This window comes from Paenibacillus arenilitoris (genome assembly GCF_014705655.1).
GTDB classification, from domain to species: domain Bacteria; phylum Bacillota; class Bacilli; order Paenibacillales; family Paenibacillaceae; genus Pristimantibacillus; species Pristimantibacillus arenilitoris.
This window is the reverse complement of sequence record NZ_JACXIY010000020.1, coordinates 58154-84295: the sequence shown is the minus strand read 5'-3', so window position 1 is coordinate 84295 and position 26142 is coordinate 58154. Positions and strand designations below refer to the sequence as shown.

At 57.7% G+C, this 26142-nt stretch carries 26 protein-coding genes and 2 other annotated features; of the genes, 24 read left to right on the top strand and 2 right to left on the bottom strand.

Annotated features, from left to right (window positions below):
* Positions 1–8 precede the first annotated feature (8 nt).
* The 4 genes from IDH41_RS31985 to murC all read left to right on the top strand — a co-directional run bounded on the left by IDH41_RS31985 (position 9) and on the right by murC (position 7124).
* Positions 9–1244, top strand: a complete 1236-nt coding sequence (locus IDH41_RS31985) for a LysM peptidoglycan-binding domain-containing protein (RefSeq protein WP_190863407.1) — start codon at positions 9–11, stop codon at positions 1242–1244.
* Between the two features lie 123 nt (positions 1245–1367).
* Positions 1368–1608, top strand: a binding site (T-box leader).
* Between the two features lie 57 nt (positions 1609–1665).
* The gene (locus tag IDH41_RS17915) at positions 1666–4305 is read left to right on the top strand and encodes a valine--tRNA ligase (RefSeq protein ID WP_190863405.1); all 2640 of its coding nucleotides are present in this window, start codon (positions 1666–1668) and stop codon (positions 4303–4305) included.
* 31 nt (positions 4306–4336) lie between these two features.
* Positions 4337–5722, top strand: coding sequence for a bifunctional folylpolyglutamate synthase/dihydrofolate synthase (locus IDH41_RS17910; RefSeq protein ID WP_190863403.1), 1386 nt, complete (start codon positions 4337–4339; stop codon positions 5720–5722).
* A 7-nt stretch (positions 5723–5729) separates the two neighbouring features.
* Positions 5730–7124, top strand: a complete 1395-nt coding sequence (gene murC / locus IDH41_RS17905; protein ID WP_190863401.1) for a UDP-N-acetylmuramate--L-alanine ligase — start codon at positions 5730–5732, stop codon at positions 7122–7124.
* Positions 7125–7193: 69 nt separating this feature from the next.
* On the opposite strand, the gene IDH41_RS17900 is transcribed toward murC, so the two are convergent.
* Positions 7194–8207, bottom strand: coding sequence for a hypothetical protein (locus IDH41_RS17900; RefSeq protein WP_190863399.1), 1014 nt, complete (start codon positions 8205–8207; stop codon positions 7194–7196).
* Positions 8194–8559 (bottom strand): PadR family transcriptional regulator, encoded by a 366-nt coding sequence (locus IDH41_RS17895; RefSeq protein WP_190863397.1) that lies wholly within the window; start codon positions 8557–8559, stop codon positions 8194–8196. Before IDH41_RS17895 ends, IDH41_RS17900 begins: the two co-directional genes overlap by 14 nt.
* A 769-nt stretch (positions 8560–9328) precedes the next feature.
* Between IDH41_RS17895 and IDH41_RS17890 the strand changes: the two genes are divergently transcribed.
* The 20 genes from IDH41_RS17890 (at position 9329) to IDH41_RS17795 (ending at position 26137) form a co-directional block, all read left to right on the top strand.
* On the top strand, positions 9329–10768 hold the full coding sequence (locus IDH41_RS17890; RefSeq protein WP_190863395.1) for an SPOR domain-containing protein: 1440 nt from the start codon (positions 9329–9331) through the stop codon (positions 10766–10768).
* A gap of 61 nt (positions 10769–10829) precedes the next feature.
* Complete coding sequence (locus IDH41_RS17885; RefSeq protein WP_190863393.1) at positions 10830–11072, top strand: DUF4321 domain-containing protein; 243 nt, start codon at positions 10830–10832, stop codon at positions 11070–11072.
* A 50-nt stretch (positions 11073–11122) separates the two neighbouring features.
* Positions 11123–11752 (top strand): Maf family protein, encoded by a 630-nt coding sequence (locus IDH41_RS17880; RefSeq protein ID WP_190863392.1) that lies wholly within the window; start codon positions 11123–11125, stop codon positions 11750–11752.
* A gap of 56 nt (positions 11753–11808) precedes the next feature.
* Positions 11809–12498, top strand: coding sequence for a RadC family protein (gene radC, locus IDH41_RS17875; RefSeq protein ID WP_190863390.1), 690 nt, complete (start codon positions 11809–11811; stop codon positions 12496–12498).
* Positions 12499–12538: 40 nt separating this feature from the next.
* A complete protein-coding gene (locus IDH41_RS17870; protein WP_190863388.1) occupies positions 12539–13573 on the top strand; it encodes a rod shape-determining protein in 1035 nt (344 codons plus the stop codon).
* 65 nt (positions 13574–13638) lie between these two features.
* Positions 13639–14502 carry a rod shape-determining protein MreC gene (gene mreC / locus IDH41_RS17865; RefSeq protein WP_190863386.1) on the top strand — a complete coding sequence of 288 codons (864 nt, stop codon included), beginning with the start codon at positions 13639–13641 and terminating at the stop codon, positions 14500–14502.
* Entirely contained in the window at positions 14499–15023 is a 525-nt protein-coding gene (gene mreD, locus IDH41_RS17860; protein WP_190863384.1) for a rod shape-determining protein MreD, read from the top strand. Before mreC ends, mreD begins: the two co-directional genes overlap by 4 nt.
* 66 nt (positions 15024–15089) lie before the next feature.
* Entirely contained in the window at positions 15090–15752 is a 663-nt protein-coding gene (locus IDH41_RS17855; protein WP_190863382.1) for a septum site-determining protein MinC, read from the top strand.
* A gap of 3 nt (positions 15753–15755) precedes the next feature.
* Positions 15756–16547, top strand: a complete 792-nt coding sequence (minD, locus tag IDH41_RS17850) for a septum site-determining protein MinD (RefSeq protein WP_190863381.1) — start codon at positions 15756–15758, stop codon at positions 16545–16547.
* Between the two features lie 7 nt (positions 16548–16554).
* Positions 16555–17697, top strand: coding sequence for an FtsW/RodA/SpoVE family cell cycle protein (locus IDH41_RS17845; protein WP_190863379.1), 1143 nt, complete (start codon positions 16555–16557; stop codon positions 17695–17697).
* A gap of 160 nt (positions 17698–17857) precedes the next feature.
* Positions 17858–18658: a M23 family metallopeptidase gene (locus tag IDH41_RS17840; RefSeq protein ID WP_190863377.1), complete on the top strand. Its 801-nt coding sequence runs from the start codon at positions 17858–17860 to the stop codon at positions 18656–18658.
* The gene (locus IDH41_RS17835) at positions 18651–19532 is read left to right on the top strand and encodes a M50 family metallopeptidase (RefSeq protein ID WP_190863375.1); all 882 of its coding nucleotides are present in this window, start codon (positions 18651–18653) and stop codon (positions 19530–19532) included. Before IDH41_RS17840 ends, IDH41_RS17835 begins: the two co-directional genes overlap by 8 nt.
* Positions 19533–19570: 38 nt before the next feature.
* On the top strand, positions 19571–20818 hold the full coding sequence (locus IDH41_RS17830) for an Rne/Rng family ribonuclease (protein ID WP_223829823.1): 1248 nt from the start codon (positions 19571–19573) through the stop codon (positions 20816–20818).
* Positions 20819–20901: 83 nt separating this feature from the next.
* Positions 20902–20991: a sequence feature (ribosomal protein L21 leader region), on the top strand.
* 14 nt (positions 20992–21005) lie between these two features.
* A complete protein-coding gene (gene rplU, locus IDH41_RS17825) occupies positions 21006–21317 on the top strand; it encodes a 50S ribosomal protein L21 (RefSeq protein ID WP_190863373.1) in 312 nt (103 codons plus the stop codon).
* Between the two features lie 12 nt (positions 21318–21329).
* Positions 21330–21668 (top strand): ribosomal-processing cysteine protease Prp, encoded by a 339-nt coding sequence (locus IDH41_RS17820; protein ID WP_190863371.1) that lies wholly within the window; start codon positions 21330–21332, stop codon positions 21666–21668.
* 53 nt (positions 21669–21721) lie between these two features.
* Complete coding sequence (gene rpmA, locus IDH41_RS17815) at positions 21722–22033, top strand: 50S ribosomal protein L27 (protein WP_190863369.1); 312 nt, start codon at positions 21722–21724, stop codon at positions 22031–22033.
* Between the two features lie 138 nt (positions 22034–22171).
* Positions 22172–22894 (top strand): Spo0B domain-containing protein, encoded by a 723-nt coding sequence (locus IDH41_RS17810; protein ID WP_317890769.1) that lies wholly within the window; start codon positions 22172–22174, stop codon positions 22892–22894.
* A 13-nt stretch (positions 22895–22907) separates the two neighbouring features.
* Positions 22908–24233, top strand: a complete 1326-nt coding sequence (gene obgE / locus IDH41_RS17805) for a GTPase ObgE (RefSeq protein WP_190863365.1) — start codon at positions 22908–22910, stop codon at positions 24231–24233.
* A 138-nt stretch (positions 24234–24371) separates the two neighbouring features.
* Complete coding sequence (locus tag IDH41_RS17800; protein WP_190863363.1) at positions 24372–24809, top strand: ACT domain-containing protein; 438 nt, start codon at positions 24372–24374, stop codon at positions 24807–24809.
* Positions 24810–24850: 41 nt separating this feature from the next.
* Positions 24851–26137, top strand: coding sequence for a homoserine dehydrogenase (locus IDH41_RS17795; RefSeq protein ID WP_190863361.1), 1287 nt, complete (start codon positions 24851–24853; stop codon positions 26135–26137).
* Positions 26138–26142 lie beyond the last annotated feature (5 nt).

The following is a 26142-nucleotide window of genomic DNA, read 5'->3' as shown; positions in this document are numbered from 1 at the left end:
AATGTGGCGTGTCTGATCAAACGAACGGACTGCGGTTTGACGTCTATGAGCGCGTCCATTTGCCGGACGACGTCGCGGCGATCGACGAGCTGGAGGAAATCGAGCTTGTCCCTCGCATTCAAGTCATCGACCAAGGCGACCATGCGGTACTTAAAGGACAGCTGCTTCTAAGCGGGGTATACCGGGGGCAGAAAGAAAGCGAATCTCCGCTGGCGCTGGAGCATTGGATTCCGGTCGAGATTACGCTGCCGATGAACCGGATTTCGAGGCTGGACGATATATCGATCGAAATCGATAACTTTGACGTCGATCTGTTGTCCGCCCGAACGCTGAACATTACCGGCGTGCTTTCCTTGCGCGGCATCTCGGCGCAGCCTATCCAGGAACAGGATGAAGATGAAGTATGGCGGGAAGAGCCGTTCACGGTCGTGCACGAGCGCGAAGCATTCGACGAAAGGCAGACGGAGGCGTCCGGCCGGGAACCGGCATATGAGGAAGCGGCTTACATACCCGAGGAGACCGAAGCCGAAAGCGAGAGCTTCGTTGATCTCGAAAGCCAGCGCGAAGCGGATGAGGCCGCGGTGACGATCTCGTCCGCCTCGCCGGAAACCGTATGGTCGTCCTCGCAGCTATTTGCATCACCTCCCCAGCAGCGCGAGCAGAACGGCGAGGAGGAACGCGCGAACGAGGCTACAGGCGAGCAGCCGGAGGCCGACAGCTGGCTCTCCGCTTCATCCCCGTTCGCGGAAGAAGCGCAGCAGGAGCCCGAGACGGAGCGATCGCAGGATGAGGACCAAATCCCGCAAGCTCCTTCGTATTTCGAGCTGCAGCAGGAGCAGGAAGCGGAGCCTGAGCTGGAGCCGGAGAAGCAGGAGCTGCGTATTGCGCTAAACGTCAAGCAGCCCGAGAACGAAGGCGGCCAAGGCGTGAACGTCGGCTTCCAGACGCTGCTTCAAACGAGCCGGCGCGAGCAGGCGGCCAGACAGGCGGCGGAGGAGACGGCCCGGCAGGAGCAGGCCGAAGTCCGGGAGCCGTCGGGCGACGAAATCGAGTGGAAAACGCTGTTCCTCGGCAAGCAGTCGGAGGAGAGGGAGTTCCGCAAAATCCGGATGTGCATCGTCCAGAGGGACGAGACGCTGGAAGCAATCGCCACGCGCTACAGCTTGAATCCTCGCGAAATATTGATCTACAACCGTTTGGAGGAATCGGACGTATCGGAAGGCAGACTTTTGTACATTCCGTAACCGTCCGTTTCCGGGGAAGCCCCCGCCTCTCTTCATTAGGAGCGGCGGGGGCTTTTTGTTTGTACCGTTCGCCCGGTTGACTCCGCCCTTGAAGAAAGGTATGATTAAGCATATATAGGTAATTTAACGACAATGAAGGGGATTAGTACGCAGCGATGCCTTCAGAGAGCGGAACCGTAACGCTGAGAGGTTCCGCAGGAGAGAACTGCTACGGGTCGCCCCGGAGTTGCCCGGACCAAGCGGGAGCGGCCGATGCCCCGATTAAGCCGGGCCGGCAGCAGCCGTTATCTGTTCGAGTGTCGCGCGAATGCGGTTCGCGCGGAACAAAGGTGGTACCACGGAAGCTGAACCTTTCGTCCTTTATGCTAAGGGCGGAAGGTTTTTTTGCATGTTGAAGATCTCAATGTGGAGGATGGAGCGAATGTCAGAAAATCAAACGACGGGGATGCCGACGACCTACGATCCGAAGGCAGCCGAGCAAAAATGGTACGATTATTGGATGAAGGGCAATTATTTCAAAGCGGGCGCGAGGCCGGACGCCGAGCCATATACGATCGTCATCCCGCCGCCGAACGTGACGGGCATGCTGCACATCGGGCACGCGCTCGACTTTACGCTGCAGGATATTCTGATCCGCGCGAAGCGGATGCAGGGCTATGACGCGTTATGGCTGCCGGGCACGGACCATGCCGGCATCGCGACGCAGACCAAGGTCGAGCAGAAGCTGCGCGAGCAGGGCGTGACCCGCCACGACTTGGGGCGCGAGGCGTTCCTTGAGAAGGTGTGGGAGTGGAAGGACGAGTACGCGGACACGATTCGCGAGCAGTGGGCCAAGATGGGGCTGTCCCTCGACTATTCGCGCGAGCGGTTCACGCTTGACGAAGGGCTCTCGAAAGCCGTCCGCGAAGTATTCGTCCGCTTGTACGAGAAGGGGCTCATCTACCGCGGCAAAAAAATCATCAACTGGGATCCGGCCGCGCGCACGGCGCTTTCCGATATCGAAGTGGAGTACAAGGAAGTGAACGGCCACTTGTATCATCTGCAATATCCGCTGAAAGACGGCTCCGGTTACATTACGGTGGCGACGACCCGACCGGAGACGATGCTCGGCGATACGGCCGTCGCCGTACATCCGGAGGATGAGCGCTACAAGCACTTGATCGGCCAAATGATCGTACTGCCTGTCGTCGGTCGCGAAATACCGATTATCGCCGACGAGTACGTCGAGAAGGAGTTCGGCTCCGGCGCGGTGAAAATTACCCCGGCACACGATCCGAACGACTTCGAGGTCGGCCAGCGCCACGATCTGCCGCAAATCATCGTGATGGATGAGTCCGGCACGATGAACGCGGAAGCCGGCCCGTATCGGGGCATGGACCGCGCGGAATGCCGCAAGGCGCTCATGAAGGATTTGCAGGAGCAGGGCGTCTGCGTCCGCATCGAGGACCACGTTCATCAGGTCGGCCACAGCGAGCGGAGCGGCGCCGTCGTCGAGCCGTACTTGTCGACGCAATGGTTCGTGGCGATGAAGCCTCTCGCGGAAGCGGCGATCGCCGCGCAGAAGGAAGGCAAAGGCGTGCAATTCGTGCCGGAGCGCTTCGAGAAAATTTATTTGAACTGGATCGAGAACGTTCGCGACTGGTGCATTTCCCGGCAGCTCTGGTGGGGGCACCGCATCCCGGCCTGGTATGACGAGAATACCGGCGAAACGCATGTATCGCGCGACGATTTGACGGGCGATCATCTCCGTCAGGACAACGATGTGCTCGATACGTGGTTCAGCTCCGCGCTGTGGCCGTTCTCGACGCTCGGCTGGCCGGACCGGACGGATGACCTGAAGCGCTATTACCCGACGGACGTGCTCGTTACCGGCTACGATATCATTTATTTCTGGGTGGCGCGCATGATCTTCACGGCGCTCGAATTTACGGGCGAGAAGCCGTTCAAGGACGTGCTCATCCACGGCCTCGTGCGCGATGCGGAAGGACGCAAAATGTCCAAATCGCTCGGCAACGGCGTCGATCCGCTCGACGTCATTGAGAAGTACGGCGCCGACGCGATGCGCTATATGATATCGACCGGCAGCACGCCGGGCCAAGATCTGCGCTTCCGCTGGGAGAAGGTCGAGCAGGCGCGGAACTTCGCGAACAAAATTTGGAACGCCTCGCGCTTCGCGCTCATGAATCTCGAAGGCGTGGAAGCGAAGGACATCGATATTACGGTGGGCCTCGGAACGGCGGATCGCTGGATTCTGCACCGGCTGAACGAAACGGTCCGCGACGTCACGCGCCTGATCGACGGCTACGAGTTCGGCGAGACTGGCCGCTTGCTCTATAACTTTATTTGGGATGATCTGTGCGACTGGTACATCGAATTCGCCAAGCTCAGCCTGTACGGCACGGACGAGGCGGCGAAGAAGGCGACCCAGTCGGTGCTCGCGTACGTCCTCGACCGGACGCAGCGCCTGATCCACCCGTTCATGCCGTACATCAGCGAAGAAATTTGGCAGCATCTGCCGCATGAGGGCGAGACGATTACGCTTGCGCAGTGGCCGAAGTACGACGCGGCGCTTGAAGCGCCGGAAGCCGTCAAGGAGATGGAACTGCTCATGGACATGATCCGCGCGGTCCGCAATATCCGCGCCGAGGTGAACGTGCCGATGAGCAAAAAAATCGAGCTGCTGATCAAGCCGGCCGGCGAAGCGGAAGCGGCCATCCTCTCCCGCAACGAAGAGTTCATCAAGCGGTTCTGCGGCACCTCGATGCTTGTAACCGGTCTGCATGTCGCCGCTCCGGACAAAGCGATGACGGCGATCGTGACGGGCGCGGAGCTGTATTTGCCGCTCGCGGGCTTGATCGACATCGCGCAGGAGATCGCGCGCCTCGAGAAGGAGCATCAGCATTTGAACAACGAAGTCGAGCGCGTCGAGAAGAAGCTCGGCAACGAGGGCTTCGTGGCGAAGGCGCCGGCCAAGGTCATTGAGGAAGAACGCGCCAAAATGAACGATTACGCGGAAAAACGCGATAAAGTGCTTGCCAGAATCGCGGAATTGCGCGGTTAACGCGTCAAATACGGAAGAAGGTTCGAGAAGGATGACGGAAACGAATAGCGCGCAGCGGCCCCGAGGGCCGCTGCAAACCTACCGGGAAGCGGTAGATTGGATTACGGGGCTGATCCCGTTCGGGATCCGGCCGGGGCTCGAGAGGATCGAGCGGCTGATGGAGCGGCTCGGCAACCCGCACCGCCGGCTCAAGTTCATACATGTCGCGGGCACGAACGGCAAAGGCTCGACCTGCGCCTTTTTAACGAGCGTATTGCTGAAGAGCGGCTACGACGTCGGCACGTTTACGTCGCCCTACATTTCGAAGTTCACGAACCGGTTTCAATATAACGGGGCCGATATCGAAGAAGAAACGCTGCTTGCGCTCGCAAACGAGCTGAAGCCGCATGTCGAAGCGCTTGCGGAGACGGAGCTTGGCTCGCCGACCATGTTCGAGGTGTCGACGGCGCTCGCGATTCTATTCTACGCCAAGGTGACGTACCCGGATTACGTCGTATGGGAGACAGGGCTGGGCGGGAGGCTGGACGTGACGAACATCGTGCATCCGGTCGTCTCGGTCATTACGAATATCGGCCACGACCACATGGACCGGCTCGGCGACACGCTCGCGGCGGTCGCCGCGGAGAAGGCGGGCATTATCAAGGCCGGCATCCCGGTCGTCAGCGCGGTTGCGCAGCCCGAAGCGGTTCAGGTCATTAAGCGGACGGCCGCAGAGAAGCGCAGCACGCTCTACCTGCTGGGCGAGAAGTTCCGCGAGACGCCGCTAACGGTGCAAGAGGATGCGCAAAGCTTTCGGTTCGACGGCTTGTTCCGGACGATCGAGCCGCTGACGATTACGCTGAACGGCGACCATCAGCGGACGAACGCGGCCGTCGCCGTCATGACGCTGGAGGTGCTGCGTCAATATAACGCGCTCGTCGTCGAGGACGAGGCGCTTGAGAACGGTTTAAAGGAAGCGGCGTGGCCGGGAAGGCTGGAGATGATTTCGCGTTCGCCGCGCATTTTGCTGGACGGAGCCCATAATCCCGAAGGCGCGGAGACGCTGGCAGCAGCCCTCGAAAACACCTATAAATACGACCGTCTGCATCTCATGATGGGGATGCTGGAGAATAAGAATCATCGCGATGTGATTAAGCATATACTACCAATAGTGGATACGCTTATTGTGACCGAGCCTGATTATCGGATGAAAAAAGACGCGCCCGCTTTGGCTGATTTAGTACGGGAAATGCAGCGGCAGCAGCCGGAGGCGCGCGCCTTCGAGCTGATCGTGGAACAGAATTGGCAAGCAGCGTTACAAAAACTACAACAGTTAACCGGGGAAACAGACCTTGGGGTCGTGACAGGCACGCTTTATTTGATAGCTGACGTTCGCTCCCGCATCTTGTACAACTCGGATTCTGAAAAAGGTTGGTGAACCGTCTTTGAATACGGCAGAACACGTTCATTTCATCGGAATCGGCGGATACGGCATGAGCGCCATCGCACGCGTTATGCTGGAAATGGGCTATAAAGTGACCGGCTCCGATGTCGCGCGTCAAGAATTAACGGAGAAGCTTGCGGCCAACGGGGCAAGCATATTTATCGGTCATCAGCCGGAGCATGTGAAGGGAGCCGATCTCGTCGTCTATTCGACGGCGATCTCGAAGGACGACGTCGAACGGAAGGCGGCGGAGGAGCTGAACATCCCAGTGCTGCACCGAGCGCAAATGCTGGCAAGGCTCATGAACGCGGGCAAGGGAGTGGCGGTCGCCGGCGCGCACGGCAAGACGACGACTTCCTCGATGATTGCGCTTGTCATGGAAGAATGCCAAGCGGACCCGACTTATATTATCGGGGGAGAGATCGTTAATCTCGGCACGAACGCGAAAGCGGGCAAGGGCGAGTATGTCGTGGCCGAAGCGGATGAGAGCGACGGGTCGTTTCTGCAGTACCATCCGACGCTTGCCATCGTAACGAACATCGAGCCGGACCATCTGGAAAATTACGACGGCGATTTCGGCAAGCTGAAGGCGGCTTACGTGAAGTTTCTGCAGCAGGTGAAAGAGGGCGGCAAAGCGATCGTCTGCGCGGATGACGAGACAGTGAACGAATTGATTCCGCAAGTATACGCCGGCGGCGCTAGCGACTCCCAGCTGGTGACGTACGGCATCGAAGCCGACGCGGACTATACGGCTCGCGATATCGAGCTGGGAGACCGTAAAGTGTCGTTCACGATGATGCGCAAGGGGCAACCGCTCGGGAACGTGGAGCTTGCCGTACCGGGCCGCCACAACGTGTACAATGCCATGGCGACCGTTATCACTTGCCTCGAAGCCGGGCTTTCGTTCGAGAAAATCGCGGAAGCGATTCAATCGTTCCGCGGCGCGAAGCGACGGTTCCAGGTACTCGGCGAAGCGAACGACATTCTCGTGATCGACGATTACGCGCACCATCCGACGGAAATCAGGGCGACGATCAGCGCGGCCAAGGCGACGGGAAAACGAATCATCGCCGTATTCCAGCCTCAGCGGTATACGCGCACCTACTTCTTGTTCGAGCAGTTCAGCCGCGCGTTTCCGGAGGCGGACGAGGTGGTCATAACCGATATTTACTCGCCGGCCGGCGAGCAGCAGATCGAAGGCGTCGATTCCCGCAAGCTGGTCGAGTTGATCAAGACGAACAGCAACGCGAACACGTCGTATTTTCCGACCAAGGACGAGGTGCTTGCCTATTTGAAGGAACGGGTCGCGCCCGGCGATCTCGTCATTACGATGGGCGCGGGAGACATTTGGAAAGTGGCCGACGCGCTTGCGAAATCGCTGAAGTCCGGCCAATGACATAAAAATGCCCGGACGGCTCCATGGAGCCGGCGGGCATTTTTTTTTCGTACGGGATTATTGCATGGATCAAGCGGCCGTTTTGACCTTATACCATTTGTACGTTTCGGTTATGACGTCGATCAGCGTGAACAGTCCGATAAGAAGGACAAGCCAATCGGTTACGCCGGTCCAGATCGAGACGACCGTATCGTATCCTTCTCCTCCTGCCTGCAGCAGTCCCGCCGCTTCCAGCTGACCGATGAAATCCGGGTTCCAGATGGCGGGATCGGCCAGCGCGACGCATACAAGTACCGCGGATGCGACCGAAATCGCGACGTGAAGCGCCAGCATGCTCCCCGTCCGGCGGCGAACGATGATTCTGACGCATTCTTTCAACAGGCCAAGAGCGGCAAGCACCCATACAATCGGGAAATAATGGCGGAAGACATCCGCATTCAAAAACGGAATGACCTTCCTCTCGCCGTCCGTGATTCTCCAGACGCCGAGCAGATCGATCGCGTACAAGCAAAGCACCGTGAACAGCACCGTAAAAATAAGGCCCGAAATCGGATCGCTCATTTTGATCCGCGCTTGCGCGTCGGGGATTTGCGGCAAGTCGGACGGCTTCCACGGCTTGGATTTGCCGCTGCCTGCGGTTTCTTTTTGCATGCGGTAATCGATGAAAGCGAACACGATCGTTACCCAGCCGAAGCCTTGGGCAAAGGCCGCAATGAGCGTGACCACATATTCCGTGAATTGCTCAACGATTTCAGCGGGGTTAGCGATCGCATCGATCGCCAACAAGCCGGTTAAGGCGATGGCGATCGAAATGAGCACGATTTTGAGCGTGGTCAAGTAGGGCTCGAACATGAGCGGACCGATTAAATAACGATCATAGCCGCGATATTTGGCGGCAAGCGCGTTCGGATCGCCAAGCTCGAGCAGCACGCTTTCCGCGTCCGCTTGCGAGGCCTTGCCACCTTGCGTCCGTTCCTCCAGCATATCTTCGATCAAGCCGTGCAGCTCCCGCTTAATTTCCGTCCTCTGCTGCTCGGGCAGACGCTGCGTCACCGCATACACATACCGTTCAATTACTTCCATCCGGCTCTCCTCCTTTATTTTCGCCTATAATTCCTTCCATGCTTGCGACGAGCTTGCGCCACTCCATGCATAATCCCGAGTAGACTTCCCGTCCGAACGGGCTGAGCAGGTAGTACTTGCGCGGGCGAGCTTCATTCGTGTCCCATCTGCTCTCCAGCAGTTCCTGCTTCTCCAGCCTGCGCAGCAGCGGATACAAGGTGCCGGGATCGACGGCCATTCCCTTCTCCTCCAGCACGGGTACGAGCGAATAGCCATACTGCGGTTCCGACAATTGACTGAGCACGCCCATGACGATCGTTCCTCGCCTCAGCTCGCCCAATAAGCCATTAATCGTTTCGTTCACATCAGCCATATGATCAACTCCTGTCGTCATTATACTGTATGCCGCACACTATTGTAAATAGACAACTAATATTGAATCATCAATATGGGTTCGCACCCTTTGATAGCCCCCCCCAACATGCCCTTAGCGCCTCACCTTAACGGTAAGCGTGTCCCCCAGGGACGAAAGCGATCCTTCGACTCAAGTAACTCATATTCGTCTCGGTCGCTCCAACGTTAGTCCAAATACGGGCCCTTCCAAGCGCAACAAGAGGAAGCGTGTCCCCAGGGACGAAAGCGATCCTTCGACTCAAGTAACTCAAATCCGTTTCGGTCGCTCCAACGTTAGTCCAAATACGGGCCCTTCCAAGCGCAACAAGAGGAAGCGTGTCCCCAGGGACGGAAGCGATCCTTCGACTCAAGTAACTCATATTCGTCTCGGTCGCTCCAACGTTAGTCCAATTGCGGGTGTCCAGAGGGCGCAGCGCCTCGGGGCCCTCCCTTGGAAGGGAGGGTTTGGGAGGGTTCGAAGGTTTTGGTTTGGGAGGGTTCGAAGGTTTTGGTTTTGGGAGGGTTCGAAAATGTTGAGGGTTCGAAGGGTTTTGGTTTGGGAGGGTTCGAAAATGTTGAAGGTTCGAGGCTTTGAAGTTTTGGAAGGTTTCGAAAGGTTTAAAACCCTTTGAAGGGTTTGGGTAGAAGCCCTCCCAGGGTTTGGGTGAAGCCCCCCCAGGGTTTGGGTCATAAATCTCTCATTTGATTCATAGATTAAAAATAGAAGAATGGGACAAGGAGAGAATGAGATGAATCAAAAAAATCGGATTACGTACCGTTTCGACCGCGCAGGAAACACCATCCCGGACGATAACCGCCAGCCCGCGAAACAACAGGAGGCAGCGCCGGACAAAGCCTCGTCCCAAACGACCGCTGCAAGCAGCCAAGCCGCGAAACCCGCGAAGGTGAACGTCATCCCGCTTTATCCGTCCGGCGGGCAGCACGCCGTCAGCGAAAATACGCCGTGGAACAGCCCGTTCCAAGAAGATGTCGGCGCGCTAGAGAAGCTGATCCGGGAGACGGATGCGAGCCCGGAACCGACATCCCCGCCGAAGACGGACGGCAAGCGGCTCAAGGATAAGAAACCGGCCAAGCCGATTGCGATCGCTCCGCGGCCGAATGAACCGGATGAACGAGAATATAGATTACCGGATCAGGAAGAGTCCGATGCGGGCGAGATTCGGGAACATTTTCAGGATAGAGCGGAAGCGGACGACGCTCTTTACGATGAAGCGCCAACGAAGCCACTCCGGACGACCCGCATGATGCGCTCCTCGAAGGGCCCTTCCTGGTTCAACGTATTTTTGTCGGTTGCGGGCGCGCTTGCCACAGGCGCGTTGTTTGGCTATTTGCTGCTGTCGCTGTTTACCGGCGCCTCTATATGGCCCGGCGGTTCGGGTAGCGAGCCGAGTGCCGAACCGGCATCGGAAAACGCGATTTCGGGCGATACCCCCTCAGGCGTGCCCGCAAGCCCGAATACTAATAAAGGCGGCGAAGAAGGGCCTCCCGCGGCAAGCGGCGGCAAATCCGGCGAAGGCGCAGACCGGCAGGCGGAGACGGTGAGCTTATCGGGCCTGGACCAGACGTATTACATGCTTCAGTTCGGCGTGTTCAGCAATACGGAAGGCCGGGATGCCGCAATCGCGCAGCTAACGGGCAAAGGGCTCGCCGCGGCGGCCTTGACGGGCTCCGGCGATTATCGGGTATACGCGGGTATGGCCGGCGATCGCGGCAAAGCCGAAGCCGTCCGCGCGCAGCTGTCCGAGCTGGAGCTTTACATCAAAGAAGTCTCCGTCGCGGCTCCGGGCGAGCTGCCGTACGGCGGGGAAGAGGCGGAAGCGCAAAGCTTCTTCGGGCAGACGGCGGAGCTTGTCCGAACGCTGGACGAATTGGCGCTGGCCCAGCTAGAGCAGCCTTCTCTGTCCCCGGTTGGCGAAGCAGCGGCAAAGGCTTGGCAGGAGGCGCATCGCAAATGGACGGAAAGCGCGGAAGCGATGCGGATAGGGGTAACGGACGAGACGGGAAAGGGTTATTTGGAAAAAATTGTCCAATCGATGAATAAGGCGGCGGAGTCGATGACCATGTATAATAAAGAAACGTCGCGCGCTGCGTTATGGTCTGTGCAATCCGAGCTGATGAAGGCCGTCCTTGCCCAAAAAGAATGGTTTGAGTCCATCAGCGCATTGTAAACGAATCCTATCATGCGTATAATAGATGCAGGTGTCATATCATGGCGAGAGGCGTTGAAAGATGAAGAAAAACGGCTGGATTCTTCTCATTTTTATCATACTGGGTTTATTGGCCGGCGCTTTGGTAGCACGCTGGCTATCCCCCGTTCCAGGCATTTCCTTCTTAACGAAACCGATCATGGCTTCATGGTCTCCCGCCGTTGATTTATACGTCATCAGCTTCAATCTATCGCTGCATCTCCAGTTCAGTTTGTTCAGTTTAATCGGAGCCGTCATTTCCGTATGGCTGTATCGCAAAATGTAGCGGCCGGCAAATGACATGAAGCAAGAACGAAAGCGAGCGATATTCGAGTCATGAAAAATCCACAAACGAATGATGAGCCGATAAGCCGGATTATTCTGGCTTCGTCGTCACCGCGCCGGAAGGAACTGGTCGCATCGCTGGACCTTTCCTTGCCGGTTTCTATTTTGTCTACGGATACGGACGAGTCCACCCCTTCGGATTGGACGCCCGTGCAGATCGTAGAGCGGCTAAGCCTGCGCAAGGCGAGGGCCGCCGAAGAGCTTCTTATGCAGCGGCGCGATACGGAGCCGTCGCTTATTATCGGCTCGGATACGATTGTCGTGCAAGGCGGCGAGGTGCTCGGGAAGCCGGCCGACGACGAAGACGCGAAGCGCATGCTCAGAGGCTTGCAGGGACGCGGCCATGAGGTGTACACGGGAGTTGCCTGCGTGCTGACCGCCGGCGGGGAAGCGGCGGTGGAGCATCGGATGACCAAGGTTTGGATGAAGCCGCTTAGCGAGGAGCGCATTGCCCGCTACGTGGCAACGGGAGAGCCGAGAGACAAAGCCGGCGCATACGGCATTCAGGGCTTTGGGGCGACGATCGTCGAGCGGATCGACGGCTGCTACTTCGCCGTGGTCGGGCTGCCGGTGTCGCTGCTGGCGGACATGCTTGCGCGTTACGACGTTCATGTTTTTTGAGAACAAAAGGCAGGATAAACGTTAACCATACTTTGACGAAAAAGGCGGGATGGGACATGGAGCCGCAATATATGATTTTGCGTGATGTCCCCCATGAAGAACGTCCGAGAGAGCGCATGATGAAATATGGGGCGGACGCGCTTAGCCATGCCGAATTGCTTGCGATATTGCTGCGTACGGGAACCCAGCGGCAATCCGCCATTCACTTGGCGGGTTCGATCTTGAAGCAATGCGGCAGCCTGCGCAATTTAATGGATATGAGCGTCGAGGAATTGACCGCGATACGCGGGATCGGACCGGCCAAGGCGCTGCAGCTGCGGGCGGGCATCGAGCTCGGACGGCGCATGGCGCGCAGCCGGATCGGCGACGCGGTCGTCGTCCGCAAGCCGCAGGACGCGGCCGATTACGTAATGGAAGAGCTCCGCTACTTGAAGAAGGAGCACTTCGTCTGCTTGTTCCTGAATACGAAAAACCATATTATTGCCCGGGAAACGCTATCGATAGGGACGCTTAACGCGTCGCTCGTCCATCCGCGCGAAGTATTCCGGGCAGCGATTCAGCGCAGCAGCGCTTCCATCGTTTGCGCGCACAACCACCCGAGCGGTGATCCGGCGCCGAGTCCGGAAGATATCGCGCTTACGAAGCGGCTGGCGGAGGCGGGAGAGCTCGTCGGGATCGAAGTGCTGGACCATATCGTCATCGGAGACGGACGATTCGTCAGTTTGAAGGAACAAGGCTATCTGTAATATAATAAAGTGATTGTCGCGATTAGAAGGGAGCAACAATATGTTCGGAAGTTTTTCTAAAGATTTGGGCATTGATTTGGGTACTGCCAACACGCTGGTTTTCGTTAAAGGCAAAGGAATAGTCGTAAGGGAGCCGTCCGTCGTCGCCCTTCGTACCGATACAAAAACGATCGAAGCCGTAGGCGAGCATGCCAAGAAGATGATAGGCAGAACGCCCGGCAACATCCGCGCGGTCCGTCCGATGAAGGACGGCGTCATCGCCGACTTCGAGACGACGGCCACGATGATCAAATATTTCATCCGCCAGGCGCAAAAGCAGAAGTCGCTGTTCCCGCGCCATCCGAACGTGATGGTGTGCGTGCCTTCGGGGATTACCGCCGTGGAGAAGCGCGCCGTAGAGGACGCGACGAAGCAGGCGGGAGCGCGCGAAGCGTATACGATCGAGGAGCCTTTCGCGGCGGCGATCGGCGCGGACCTGCCCGTATGGGAGCCGACCGGCAGCATGGTCGTCGATATCGGCGGAGGCACGACGGAGGTAGCCGTCATTTCGCTCGGCGGTATCGTTACGGCCCGTTCCATCCGCGTAGCCGGAGACGAAATGGACGAAGCCGTTACGCAGTACATTAAGAAGCAGTACAATTTGATGATCGGCGAAAGAACGGCCGAGCAGCTGAAGATGGAGATCGGATCGGCGCTTCCGCTCGATCATCCCGAGACGATCGAAATCCGCGGACGCGACCTCGTTACGGGCTTGCCGAAGACGCTCGCCATAACTTCCGACGAGATTACGGAGGCGCTCGGCGATACGGTGAACGCCATCGTGGACGCGGTGAAGGTTACGCTCGAGAAATGTCCGCCGGAGCTGTCGGCCGACATTATGGACCGCGGCATCGTGCTTACGGGCGGCGGCGCCTTGCTTCGCAACCTGGACAAGCTGCTGCAGCGAGAGACGGGCATGCCCGTCATCGTGGCCGATAACCCGCTCGATTGCGTCGCGATCGGGACGGGACGCTCCTTGGACAACATCCACTTGTTTAAATCCAAAAGCAGTTCGGCCTCCCGTTCGAGACGCTAAAGCGGGACGTTAGTCAAATTGGGAGACGGATATGAAACGGGCAGGTGATCGAGCTGTTTAAGCTAATGCGAAATAAGCGTATGTTTATGCTTATGATCGGGTTTATACTGTTCATTGCGGTCATCGGCTTCTCGCTCAGCGACCGCAAGGAATTGACTTGGCCGGAGAAGTTTTTGAAGGATACGGCCGGATTCGTGCAGCAATGGTTTTACAAGCCCGCTGGTTACATAGCGGGCTTCTTTGAGGATATCGGCGATCTCCGCCTGCTCTACGAAGAGAACAAGCAGCTTCGTCTAACGGCGGCCGCTTACTCCCGCGAAAAAATCGAATACAACTTCATCAAGAAAGAGAACGAACGGCTGAAAGAAGCTCTGTCCTTCACGGAGCGCCAGAAGCAGATGTATAATTATAATTACTTGATCGCCCAGGTCATATCGGTCAGCAACGACGCGAACAACCGGTCGCTCACGATCAATCTGGGCTCGGAGAACGGCGTGCGGCCCAACATGGCCGTCACGACGATCAAAGGGCTGATCGGCCTCGTCAGCTCGGTTACGCCGTTCACCTCCACGGTCACGCCGATAACCGAGCTGGACGAGTCGTCCCCTACGTTCAACTCCATCGCGGTAACGATACTCGGGCGCGAGGACGAATCGTTCGGCATATTGAGCAGCTACAACAAAGAAACGTCCCGCATACTGATGACCAAAATCGACGAGGACGACAAGATGGCCGTGCAGGATACGGTCATCACGTCCGGTCTCGGCAACGTGTACCCGCGGGGGCTCGTCGTCGGGACGGTGGAATCGAAGCAGGTCGGCGATTTCGGTCTTACGCTCACGGCGTCCGTCGAGCTGGCGGCGAGCTTTGACCATCTGACGGAGGTATTCGTCGTTCAGGTTCCGGAATTGGAGGAAGCCGAGCAATGAGCATGAACCGAATCATCGGGCTGATGCTTCTTTTGTTCATTCTGGAAGGCACGATCATGCCATGGCTCATTCCGGCTGGCTTCGGCAGCCGCATCGTACCGCATTTCATATTCGTGGCGGTTCTATTCGCCGCCCTTTACAGCGGCCGGCATCGGGCGCTTCTGCTCGGCGTTAGCTTCGGCATGCTGCAGGACGTCATTTATTTCGGCCATTTGATGGGGGCGCACGCGTTCATCATGGGTTTGATCGGCTACTTTACGGGCCTTCTGCTCGAGCGGAAGAGGGCTACGCTGATGATGGCCGTTTCCGTCATCGGAATGGCTTGCATTCTGTACGATACCGCCATATTTTTCATTTATAAAGTATTCCGCATAACGAGCGAATCTTACGCTTTCGCGCTGGTCGATTACATCCTGCCGAGCCTGTTCCTGCAGCTGGCGTTCGCCCTCGTCTGCTACGTGCCGGCGAGACGGCTGTTCGAGGCGCAGGTGAAGGCGAATCCGGAGAATGAAGAACAATAATTTAAGGGCTGCAGGCAGGAATTCGCGCTGGCCGGCAAGAATTCAATAGGTTGGGGAGGGACGAACGTGACCGAGAAGCAGCACATCATCATTAAAGGCGTTAAGGAAGGTCTCGTGTTCCTTCTCGACGATAAATGCGAATTCTCGACGCTGTTGGACGAGCTTCAATATAAGCTGGAGAAGACCCACCAGCAGCTTCTAACCGGACCGCTTGTGCACGTCCAGGTGAAGCTCGGGGCGAGACAGGCGAGCGAGGACGAGAAAGATCGGATCAAGAACGTGATCAAGGCGCAAGGGAATCTGATGGTCCAATCCGTAGAATCGGACGGGCGGGCGGAATCCCCAAGCGGGCATAACGCGAAGCTGCATGTGCTGACCTCCATCGTGCGCTCCGGCCAAACCTATGAGCATGACGGCGATTTATTGTTGATCGGGGATTTGAATCCGGGCGGTACCTTGTTGTGCACGGGCGACATCTACGTACTCGGGTCGCTGCGCGGCGTTGCGCATGCGGGCACGGGCGGGCGGACCGACGTGATCATCGCGGCTTCTCTCATGCGGCCTACCCAGCTTCGCATCGCGGATGTCATCAGCAGGCCGCCCGAGGAGTGGATGACCGGAGACGCGGCCATGGAATTCGCCTTCCTGAGCGAGGGGCGAATGCAGATCGACAAGCTGACGCAATTATTCCGCATACGTCATAATCCGATTATGTTTAAAGGGGTGTAACAAATGGGAGAAGCGATCGTTGTGACATCGGGCAAGGGAGGCGTCGGCAAGACGACGACATCGGCCAACCTGGGGACGGCTTTGGCTCTGCTGGGCAAGAAGGTATGCATGGTGGATACGGATATCGGTCTTCGCAATCTCGACGTCGTCATGGGATTGGAGAACCGCATTATATACGATTTGGTGGACGTCGCCGAAGGACGCTGCCGGTTAAATCAAGCGCTCGTGAAGGACAAACGGTTCGACGAGCTGTACATGCTCCCTGCCGCCCAGACGAAGGATAAGGACTCGGTGAAGCCCGAGCAGGTCCGCGACATGATTCTAGAGCTGAAGAAGGAGCATGATTACGTCATCATCGATTGCCCGGCTGGCATTGAGCACGGCTTTCGCAACGCGATCGCCGGCGCGGACCGGGCGATCGTCATCACGACGCCGGAGCATGCGGCCGTTCGCGACGCGGACCGCGTCATCGGCTTGCTGGAGCAGGAGAAGATCCCGTCGAAGCTGGTCATTAACCGGATTCGCCACAGCATGATGAAAAGCGGCGAAATGCTCGACATCGACGAAATTTGCCAAGTGCTCGCCGTCGATCTGCTCGGCATCGTGCCGGACGACGAGAAGGTCATCTCCGCCGCGAACAACGGCGAGCCGACGGTCATGAACCCGTCCTCGCGCGCCGCGATCGCTTACCGCAACATTGCGCGCCGCATCCTCGGGGACATGGTTCCCCTCATGCTGCTCGACGAGAAGGCGGGGGCGTTCAAGCGCTTCCGCAAGTTCCTTGGAATAGGATGATTGCATTTTGCTTAACAAATTAAAAAAACTGGACTGGGGAATATTGGTCATCTTGGTATTCCTTATGGCCGTAAGCATCGTCGCCATTCACAGCGCCACGGACGCGACCAAGTACGCAGGGTCGGAAGTGAAACAGCTGATTTTTTACGGCATGGGTTTCTTCGTCGCGATCGCAGTGACGCTGTTCGATTACCGGATCGTCCTGAAGAGCTGGCATGCGCTCTACGGCATAGGCGTCTTGCTGCTCATTCTCGTCTACTTCTTCGGCGCGATCATCAACGGAGCGAGAGGCTGGTTCAGAATCGGAGAGCTGTCGTTCCAGCCGGCCGAGTTGGTCAAGATCATTCTCATTATCGGTATCGCCTACATTATGGGGCGCCGGCAAGGGGACCGCTTGACGTTCTCGCAGGACTTGCTGCCGATCTTCGCGTTTTCGTTCCTGCCGTTCATGCTCGTCATGATCCAGCCGGATCTCGGCAATGCCATTATCTATCTGGTCATCGTGCTCGGCATGCTCTGGATCGGCAATGTGAAATATACGCACGTGTTGATCGGCCTCGGCCTCGTTATCGGGTGTTTGGTCCTGTTCGTGACGCTGTTCAACATGTTCAACCAGGAAATCTATGATTATCTTTATGACCAAAAAAAGGATCATTGGTATGAGCGGATCAATACGTTCCTGAATCCCGAAGAGGCAACCGCCGACGCCCTGCACCAATCGGAAAACGCGCAAATCGCGATCGGCTCCGGCGGGCTGAACGGCGACGGCTACCTGCAGGGCGACATGAAAAACGGCGGCTTCATCCCGTACGCGTATTCCGATTCCATCTTCGTCGTCATCGGGGAGGAATTCGGCTTCCAGGGCTCCGCGGTGCTGCTGCTGCTCTATTTCCTGCTTATTTACCGGATGATCGTGATCGCTTTCCAATGCTACGACCTGAGAGCGTCCTTCATTGTCATCGGCATCGTATCGATGTACGTGTTCCAGGTGTTTCAGAACATCGGCATGATGATCGGCATTATGCCGATTACCGGCATCACCCTGCCGTTCGTCAGCTACGGCGGAACGTCGCTTCTGCTCAACATGCTCTCGATCGGTCTCATCTTCAGCATCAAAGCGCATCAAGAAAAGTACGAGCTGGCCGATTAAGGCCGGCCGATCAGCCGCCTCCATGCGGACTTCGTCCGGGGAGGCGGCTTTTTCTTTGTTACCCGCCGCTTTCCTTCGCATACTTGTCTCCCCGCCCTCATAGTTATAAATAATGGAACAAGCTGTCAAAACCAGCGAAGGTCGCGGGGAGGCGTAGAGGATGCATAACCGAAACGAAATGAATCGGCACAGAGAGGACGAGCTTGATCCCGAAGACGCGTGGAAGGCGAATCCGAACCCGTGGGCGCGGTGGGACGAAGCGCACGATGCTTTCCGCAAAAGCAGCTTCGTGAAGGGTCAAGGCGAGGCGGGGCATTCCCCTCCGGTCGTCAAAAGGAGCAAGCATTCGTTCCGAAACCAGTTTCTATGGAAGCTGGCCATTGCCTCGCTGCTGTTTGCCGGGATATGGGCCATGTTCCGCCAAGATTCGGAATGGGCGATGCAAGGACGGGCGATCGTGACGCAGGCGCTCGAAGACGAGATCGATTTCGCCGCCGCGGCGGCGTGGTATAAGGATCATTTCGCTGGCGCTCCGTCGTTTATTCCGATCTTCCGGAACGATCCGGGACCCGCGGTCGGGGCGGACGGAACGGTGAAGCTGCCTGTCGTCGCGCCGCTGGCGAACGGCGTGTTGGTGCGGACCTTCGCCGAGCTGCTCGACGGCGTCGAGCTTGCGGGCGCTTCGGAGGCGGAGGTCGTAGCCGTCGAAACCGGGCGGGTGCTCGTCCTCTCCGAACAGGCGAACGGCGGCTCGACGGTCGTCGTTCAGCATGCGAACGGGCGGGTGACGGTGTACGGCAAGCTCGCGCAGACCGAAGTGCAGGAGAACGACTGGGTGGAGGCGGGCGATCCGATCGGCCGGCTGCCGAAGGCGGATGGGGCGGAGCCGAGCCTGCTTTATTTTGCCGTGAAGCAGAATGACAAATATATCGATCCGGCGGGCGTGATACCGCTTGATTAAATGGAAGGGCACCGCATGGTCGTTCCATCCGCTGTTCGTCATCGTCATGCTCGGGTCGGTCGTCACGGGCTATTTCGTGGAGCTGTTCACGCTGTTCGTCATCGTTCTTGTTCACGAGCTTGGCCATGTGTTCGTGGCGAAGAGCTTCGGCTGGACCGTCCGCGAGGTGAAGCTGCTGCCGTTCGGCGGGGTGGCGGAGGTGGAAGAAGCGGGAGGCGTGCCGGCGAAGGAGGACGCGCTGGTCGCAATCGCAGGACCGCTGCAAAACGTATGGATGGGGCTGGCGGCCTGGGCCTGCGGCAAGCTTGGCTTCTGGGACCCGGAGTGGGCGGCGTACGTCTGGCAGGCGAACGTCATGATCGGCCTGTTCAACCTGCTTCCGATTCATCCGCTCGACGGGGGCAAGCTGCTGCAGGCCGCGCTCAGCTATGCGTTCAATTACTATAAAGTGCTGATCTGGACCGCGCGCATCAGCCTGTTGTTCAGCGTACTGATGATTGCGGGCGCCCTGCTGCCGTACTTGACCGGTCGTGAAGGCATTCAGCTGAATCTGCTCATCGTCGGCGTATTTTTGCTGCTTACGAACTGGACCTACTATCGCAACGTCCCCTTCCTATTCTACCGATTCCTCATGCACCGCGGCCGCATCGCGATGAAGGCGCTGGCGCTCGGCCAGACGGCCAGTCCCCTCATCGTCAGCGGCAGGCAGTCGATCATTTCCGTCGCAAGACTGTTCAGCAGGGAGCGCTATCACCTGATCTATATGGTGGAGCCCGGCAGCAAGGAAGTGAAAGTCGTGCCCGAACAGAGAATCGTCGAGGGGTGTTTGTCCGAACGCAATCCGGCCCGTGCAGTATCGGAGCTTTTCAGTTAAAATAGACGAAAAGCATAAACTGGCGGGTGAACGTCTGGATGAAGCAAATGTTGATGCACGTACATGGAGAAATGCTGCAAGCCGCCTTGCTGGAGAATGGCCGCCTGGTCGAATTTTTCCTGGAGAAGTCCAAGGGGAGCGGCTTGGTCGGCAACGTCTACAAAGGCCGCGTCGTTAACGTGCTGCCGGGCATGCAGGCCGCTTTCGTCGATATCGGATTGGCCAAGAACGCTTTTTTGTATATAGACGAGCTGCTGCACCCCCATTTGGAGAAGCAGCCGAAGCGCAAGCCCTCGATCAAGGAACTCGTCAACCCGGGACAGGAGCTGCTTGTGCAAATCATGAAGGAGCCGATCGGCGGCAAGGGCGCGCGGGTCACGACGCACTTCACGCTGCCGGGACGCTGGCTCGTCTACATGCCGAATGCCGATTATGTAGGCGTGTCGAAGAAAATCGGTCCGGAAAGCGAACGCGGGAGGCTGCGTTCGATCGGAGAGAAGCTTCGCGAGAAGGAAGAGGGCATCATCATGCGGACGGCCGCCGAAGGCGAGAGCGAGCAGTCGCTCCATTCGGACGTCACCCGCGCCCGGGCGCTCTGGCATGCCATTGCCGATCGCGGGGAGCGATTGCCGGCCCCCTCCGAGCTGCATAAGGAAGCGGGACTGATGCGCCGCGTCTTCCGCGATACGCTGAAGACGGACATGGACGAAATATGGATCGACGACGCGGCGAGCCTGGACGAGGCGGCCGAGCTGCTGCAAGAGATGACGCCGGGGCTGCAAGGCAGGCTGAAGCTGTACGAGCCGAGAAACGGACAAGCCTTGTTCGACTGGTTTCGCGTCGGCATGCAGGTGGAGAAGGCGTTCGAGCGCCGAATTTCACTGCCGAGCGGGGGCCACTTGGTGTGGGAAGAGACGGAGGCGCTGACGGTTGTCGACGTCAATACCGGCAAGTTTACGGGAAGCCACGATCTTGAGGACACGGTCTTTCGCACGAATATGGAAGCCGCCGACGAAATCGCCCGGCTGCTGCGGATCAGGGACGTCGGAGGGATCATTATCGTCGATTTCATCGATATGCAGCATGAACAGCATCGCGAACGGGTCATGCAGCGGATGAACGAGAAGGCGCGTGACGATCGGACCAAAACGACGGTGCTCGGCTGGACGAGGCTCGGGCTGCTCGAAATGACGCGCAAGAAAGCGCGGGAGAATGCGGCGATGCAGCTGACCGGACGGTGCGCGAGCTGCGGCGCGGCAAGCAGGCGTGAGACCGCGAACAAATAGTTGTGTTGCAAGAAGAATTCATGTTGAAATAAGCACCCTTATGTGATAAACTAGTCAGGTGTCTGTCTCGTACCCCTGTGGAACGAGCCATACAAGTACCGCTCCGATCGGGTTAGCAAGCGCAGGCGGCTTCGGCGGCATGCCACCTGGATTAGGCGAGTCTTCGAGAATAAGGAGGTGCACCAACATGTTCGCAATTATTGAAACTGGCGGTAAGCAGTACAAGGTTCAGGAAGGCGATGTGATCTACATCGAGAAGCTGGACGCAAACGCAGGCGATAGCGTAACATTTGATCGTGTCTTGGCCGTATCGAAAGGCGAAGGTCTGGTAACCGGAGCTCCGGTCGTATCCGGCGCGTCGGTATCCGGCAAAGTCGAGAAGCAAGGCAAAGGCCAGAAGATCATCGTTTACAAATACAAAGCCAAAAAGAACTACCGTCGCAAGCAAGGTCATCGTCAACCGTTCACGAAAGTAACGATCGAGAAAATCCAAGCGTAAGAGGCATTTCCGATGATTACCGTTACGATCGTGCGGCGAGCCGCTGACAGACGGATCGTATCTTTCGCTGTCGAAGGACATGCCAAATATGCGAAGCCCGGCAAAGATATCGTGTGCGCGGGCGTGTCGGCCGTATCGGTCGGCACCGTCAATGCAATCGAAGCTTTGGCAGGAGAAGAACTTCCGTACACGGTGAAGAACGGGTGGCTCGCGTCGGATATTCCGGAGCTTGCCGACGAAGCCGCGGACGGAAGGATGCAGCTGCTGCTGGAGTCGATGGTCGTTATGCTCGAAACCATTGTCAAATCTTACGGCAAGCATGTCGTAATTCATGAGCTTTCGCGGGATTAATCTTGCGAAGCCCGTTAGCTTCAGAAACCTTTTGAATAAAGGAGGGACACACGATGTTGAAACTGAATCTTCAGCTATTCGCTTCGAAGAAGGGCGTAGGTTCCACGAAGAACGGACGCGATTCGCAATCGAAGCGCCTCGGCGCTAAGCGCGCCGACGGCCAAGTCGTTACGGCGGGAAGCATTTTGTTCCGTCAACGCGGAACGAAGATCCACCCGGGTACGAACGTAGGCATCGGCAAAGACGATACGCTTTATGCGAAGGTAGAAGGCGTAGTGAAGTTCGAACGTTGGGGACGCGATCGCAAAAAAGTGAGCGTATACCCTGTTGATCTGGCACCGGTAGCCGCAGCAGTAGAAGCTTAATTTCAATAAAAATTCCGGCCTGCATCGCAAGGCCGGTTTTTTTTATTTCGGCGCTGATGACCGGGCGACGGACGCATGATATACTGGATAAGCTAGGAAATACGACGAAAGTAGGTTTAATCAATGGGACGCTTATCTGTGGCAAAGTACTATGCGGCGGCCACCGTTTTGCTGCCAGGCGCCGCGGTACTGATTTGGCCTTCGAAAGTTTGGTTAACTGCTGTATTTCTTGTTTGGCTTACCGCCGCGGCGACGTACTGGATCCTGTCGGAGAGAAAGGAGCATGCGGAGCGGACGGCGCGTACGATAAATTCGATGCAAGCCTCGGCGATCCGGACGCTTAATCATCACCGGCACGACTGGATGAACGACCTGCAGGTCGTATACGGATACATAAGACTTGGCAAGCTGGATAAAACGGTGGAGTGCGTGGAGAAAATAAGTGCTAGAATGGCCGTGGAGAGCAGCATTTCCAAGCTCGGCGTGCCCGCTCTCGTCAGCTACATCCAATCGTTCCGCACGATATCGAATACGCTGGAGCTTCAGGTCGCCATCAACGGCGACATCCATTTGAACGAAATTACGGCCGACGCCGATCAAATAGCCGAAACGATCATTCATACGATTAACGCTTACCGCTTCGCCGCGAAGCCGGGCTACGGCAATGCGGCCGTTCTCAGGCTGGAGCTTTCGGTCGACGAGGAAGCGCTGTTCGCGGCTTTTTATTATGAAGGCGAACTGATGAACGAACAGCAGTGGAAGCAAAAAATACAACAGCAGTTGGAAGGCGCGCCGATGAAGCCGATTACCTTCGAGCAGCCGTACGGCAAAGTGCTGCTAAGGGCGGAAATGCGCGCGTGAACGGGGGCAAAGCATGTTTGTCGATAAAGCGAAAATTTTTGTGAAAGGCGGCGACGGGGGAGACGGGATCGTCTCGTTCCGCCGCGAGAAGTACGTGGAGATGGGCGGTCCCGCAGGGGGGGACGGCGGACACGGCGGCGATCTGGTATTCCAGGTCGACGAAGGACTCCGCACGCTGATGGATTTCCGCTATCAGAAGCATTTCAAGGCAGAGCGCGGCGAACGCGGCAAAGTGAAGGGCATGCACGGCGCGAGCGCGGAGGATACGGTCGTGCGCATCCCGCCGGGCACGGTCATCATCGACGACGACACGCAGGAAGTGATCGCGGACATGACGCGCCACGGACAGCGGATCGTCATCGCGAAGGGCGGACGCGGCGGACGCGGCAATATCCGGTTCGCCACGCAAAGCAATCCGGCTCCGTACATTTCCGAGAATGGCGAGCCGGGCGAGGAGCGCTGGGTCGTCCTTGAGCTCAAGGTGATGGCGGACGTCGGCCTCGTCGGATTCCCGAGCGTCGGCAAATCGACGCTCCTGTCGGTCGTGTCGGGGGCGAAGCCGAAGATCGGGGCATATCACTTCACGACGATTACGCCGAATCTCGGCGTCGTCGACGTCGGGGACGGCCGCAGCTTCGTCATGGCGGACCTGCCCGGCTTGATCGAGGGCGCCCATGAAGGGGTAGGGCTCGGCCATGAATTTCTGCGCCATGTCGAGCGGACGCGTGTCATCATCCACGTCATCGACATGGCTGCTTCCGAAGGGCGAGACCCGTTCGACGATTGGCTGAAGATCAACGAGGAGCTCGTGCTGTACAACGAGAAGCTGGCCGATCGTCCGCAAATTATCGCGGCCAACAAGATGGACATGCCGGACGCGGCCGAGCAGCTCGAGCTGTTCAAGCAGCAGCTCGAGGAGGCACGGGGCGATCGCGAATACGTGATCGTGCCGATCTCTTCTTTGACGAAGCAAGGCATTCAAGAGCTTCTGTACAAAGCCGCCGATGTGCTCGATACGGTATCCGAGCAGGTAGAGGTCGAGGACGTGAAGGACGTGGCCGAGCGGAAAGTATACACGTACGAGAAGCGCGAAGAGACGACCTTCACGATTCATAAGGAAGACGAAGTATTCGTGATCGAAAGCGAAGGCATAAGCAACTATATGAGGCGGATGAACCTCAATTCGTACGACGCGGTCATGCGCTTCGCGCGGACGATGCGGAAGATGGGCGTCGACGACGCGCTCCGCAAGCAGGGAGCGAAGGACGGAGACATGGTCCGGATCGGCGATTTCGCGTTCGAGTTTTTCGAAGGAACCGACTACAACCCGAACGATTAGCGGCAATCGCGCACGCGGCGCAAGCGGAAGACGGCGAAAGCCGTCTTTTCTTTTCGCGTTTACCTATTGCTCATGTGCGCGTTATCCGATATAATGTCCACTATGGATGTACAATTGTCTTTTTAGGGAGGACGAATAGTGAATAGCCGCTATTATGTCGTTCGGGAGGACATTTTGCCGGAAGCGATTATGAAGACGATACAAGTGAAGGAAATGCTGAGCAGGGGGGAGGCAGCCACCGTCCACGAGGCGGTCGAGCGCGCCGGGCTTAGCCGCAGCGCCTTCTACAAGTACAAGGACGGCGTATACGCGCTTAACGAGCTGGAAAGGGAGCGCATCGCCACGATCTCGATGGATTTGGAGCACCGTTCCGGCGTGCTGTCGAGCGTGCTCTCTCTGGTGGCCGGCCAGGAGGGCAACGTCCTGACGATGAATCAGACGATTCCGCTGCAGGGCTTCGCGAACGTCGTCATATCGGTCGATATATCGCAGCTGTCCGGCGAATTGTCCGCGCTCATCGAGCTGCTGCGAGGCCTGGCGGGCGTTCGCAAAGCATCGGTGATCGGGCAAGGTTGACGATAAGAATGGAACAAATATGCATAGATGGAGGGGAACCTATGAAGCCGGTAAAAGTAGGATTATTGGGGTTAGGAACGGTCGGTACGGGCGTCGTCCGCATCGTGGAAGGGCATCAGGAGGATCTCGCCAGCCAGGTCGGTTCGCCGATCGTCATCGAGAAGGTATTGGTGCAGAACAAAGGCAAGTCGCGCAGCGTGTCGATAGCGGCGGATAAGCTCACCGAGGATCCGTGGGACATTATCCGCGATCCCGAAATCGACGTCGTCGTCGAAGTGATGGGCGGCATCGCCTTGACGAAGGAATATATCCTCGAAGCGCTGGAGCGCGGGAAGTCCGTCGTGACGGCGAATAAAGACTTGATGGCGCTGCACGGACCGGAAATTTTGGCCAAGGCGCGGGAGCATCGCTGCGACGTGCTGTACGAAGCGAGCGTTGCCGGCGGCATTCCGATTATCCGCACGCTGGTCGAAGGCTTCTCTTCCGACCGGATTACGAAGGTAATGGGAATCGTGAACGGCACGACGAACTATATTTTGACGAAAATGAGCCAAGAGGGCGCTTCCTACCCGGACGTGCTCAAAGAGGCGCAGGAGCTCGGCTACGCCGAAGCGGATCCGACGTCGGACGTCGAAGGGCTAGATGCCGCCCGCAAAATGACGATTCTAGCGACGATCGGCTTCCGCGCGAACGTCGCGCTCGAGGACGTCTCGGTGCAGGGTATCTCCTCGGTCAGCAAGGAGGATATATTGTACGCGAAGCGCCTCGGCTACGAAGTGAAGCTTCTCGGCATCGCCGAGCGCCAGGACGACCTGATCAGCATTAGCGTGCAGCCGACGATGGTGAAGCAAACGCATCCGATCGCTTCGGTCAACGGCGTATTCAACGCCGTGTACGTCTACGGCGAAGCGGTAGGGGAGACGATGTTCTACGGCGCGGGCGCGGGCGAGCTGCCGACGGCGACTTCGATCGTGTCCGACCTCGTCGCGGTCGTGAAGAACTTGAAGCTCGGCGTGAACGGCAAGCAGGGAAGCCTCGCATACAAGGAGAAGAAGCTGAAGACCGACGAGCAGATTTCGTCGAAATATTTCCTTCTCCTGCAGGTTGCGGACCGCGCCGGCGTCCTTGCCCGCATCACGCAAGTATTCGCCGACTACGAGGTCAGCCTGGAGTCCGTGCTGCAGCAGCCGACGCCGGGCAACCCGGATGCCGAGATCATCGTTATTACGCACGATGCGAACAAGGCGGCGATCCGGAAGGTGCTGGACAGCTTCGAATCGCTCGACGTCGTTCACAAAGTGAAGAGCGTCTATCGGGTTGAAGGATAAACGGC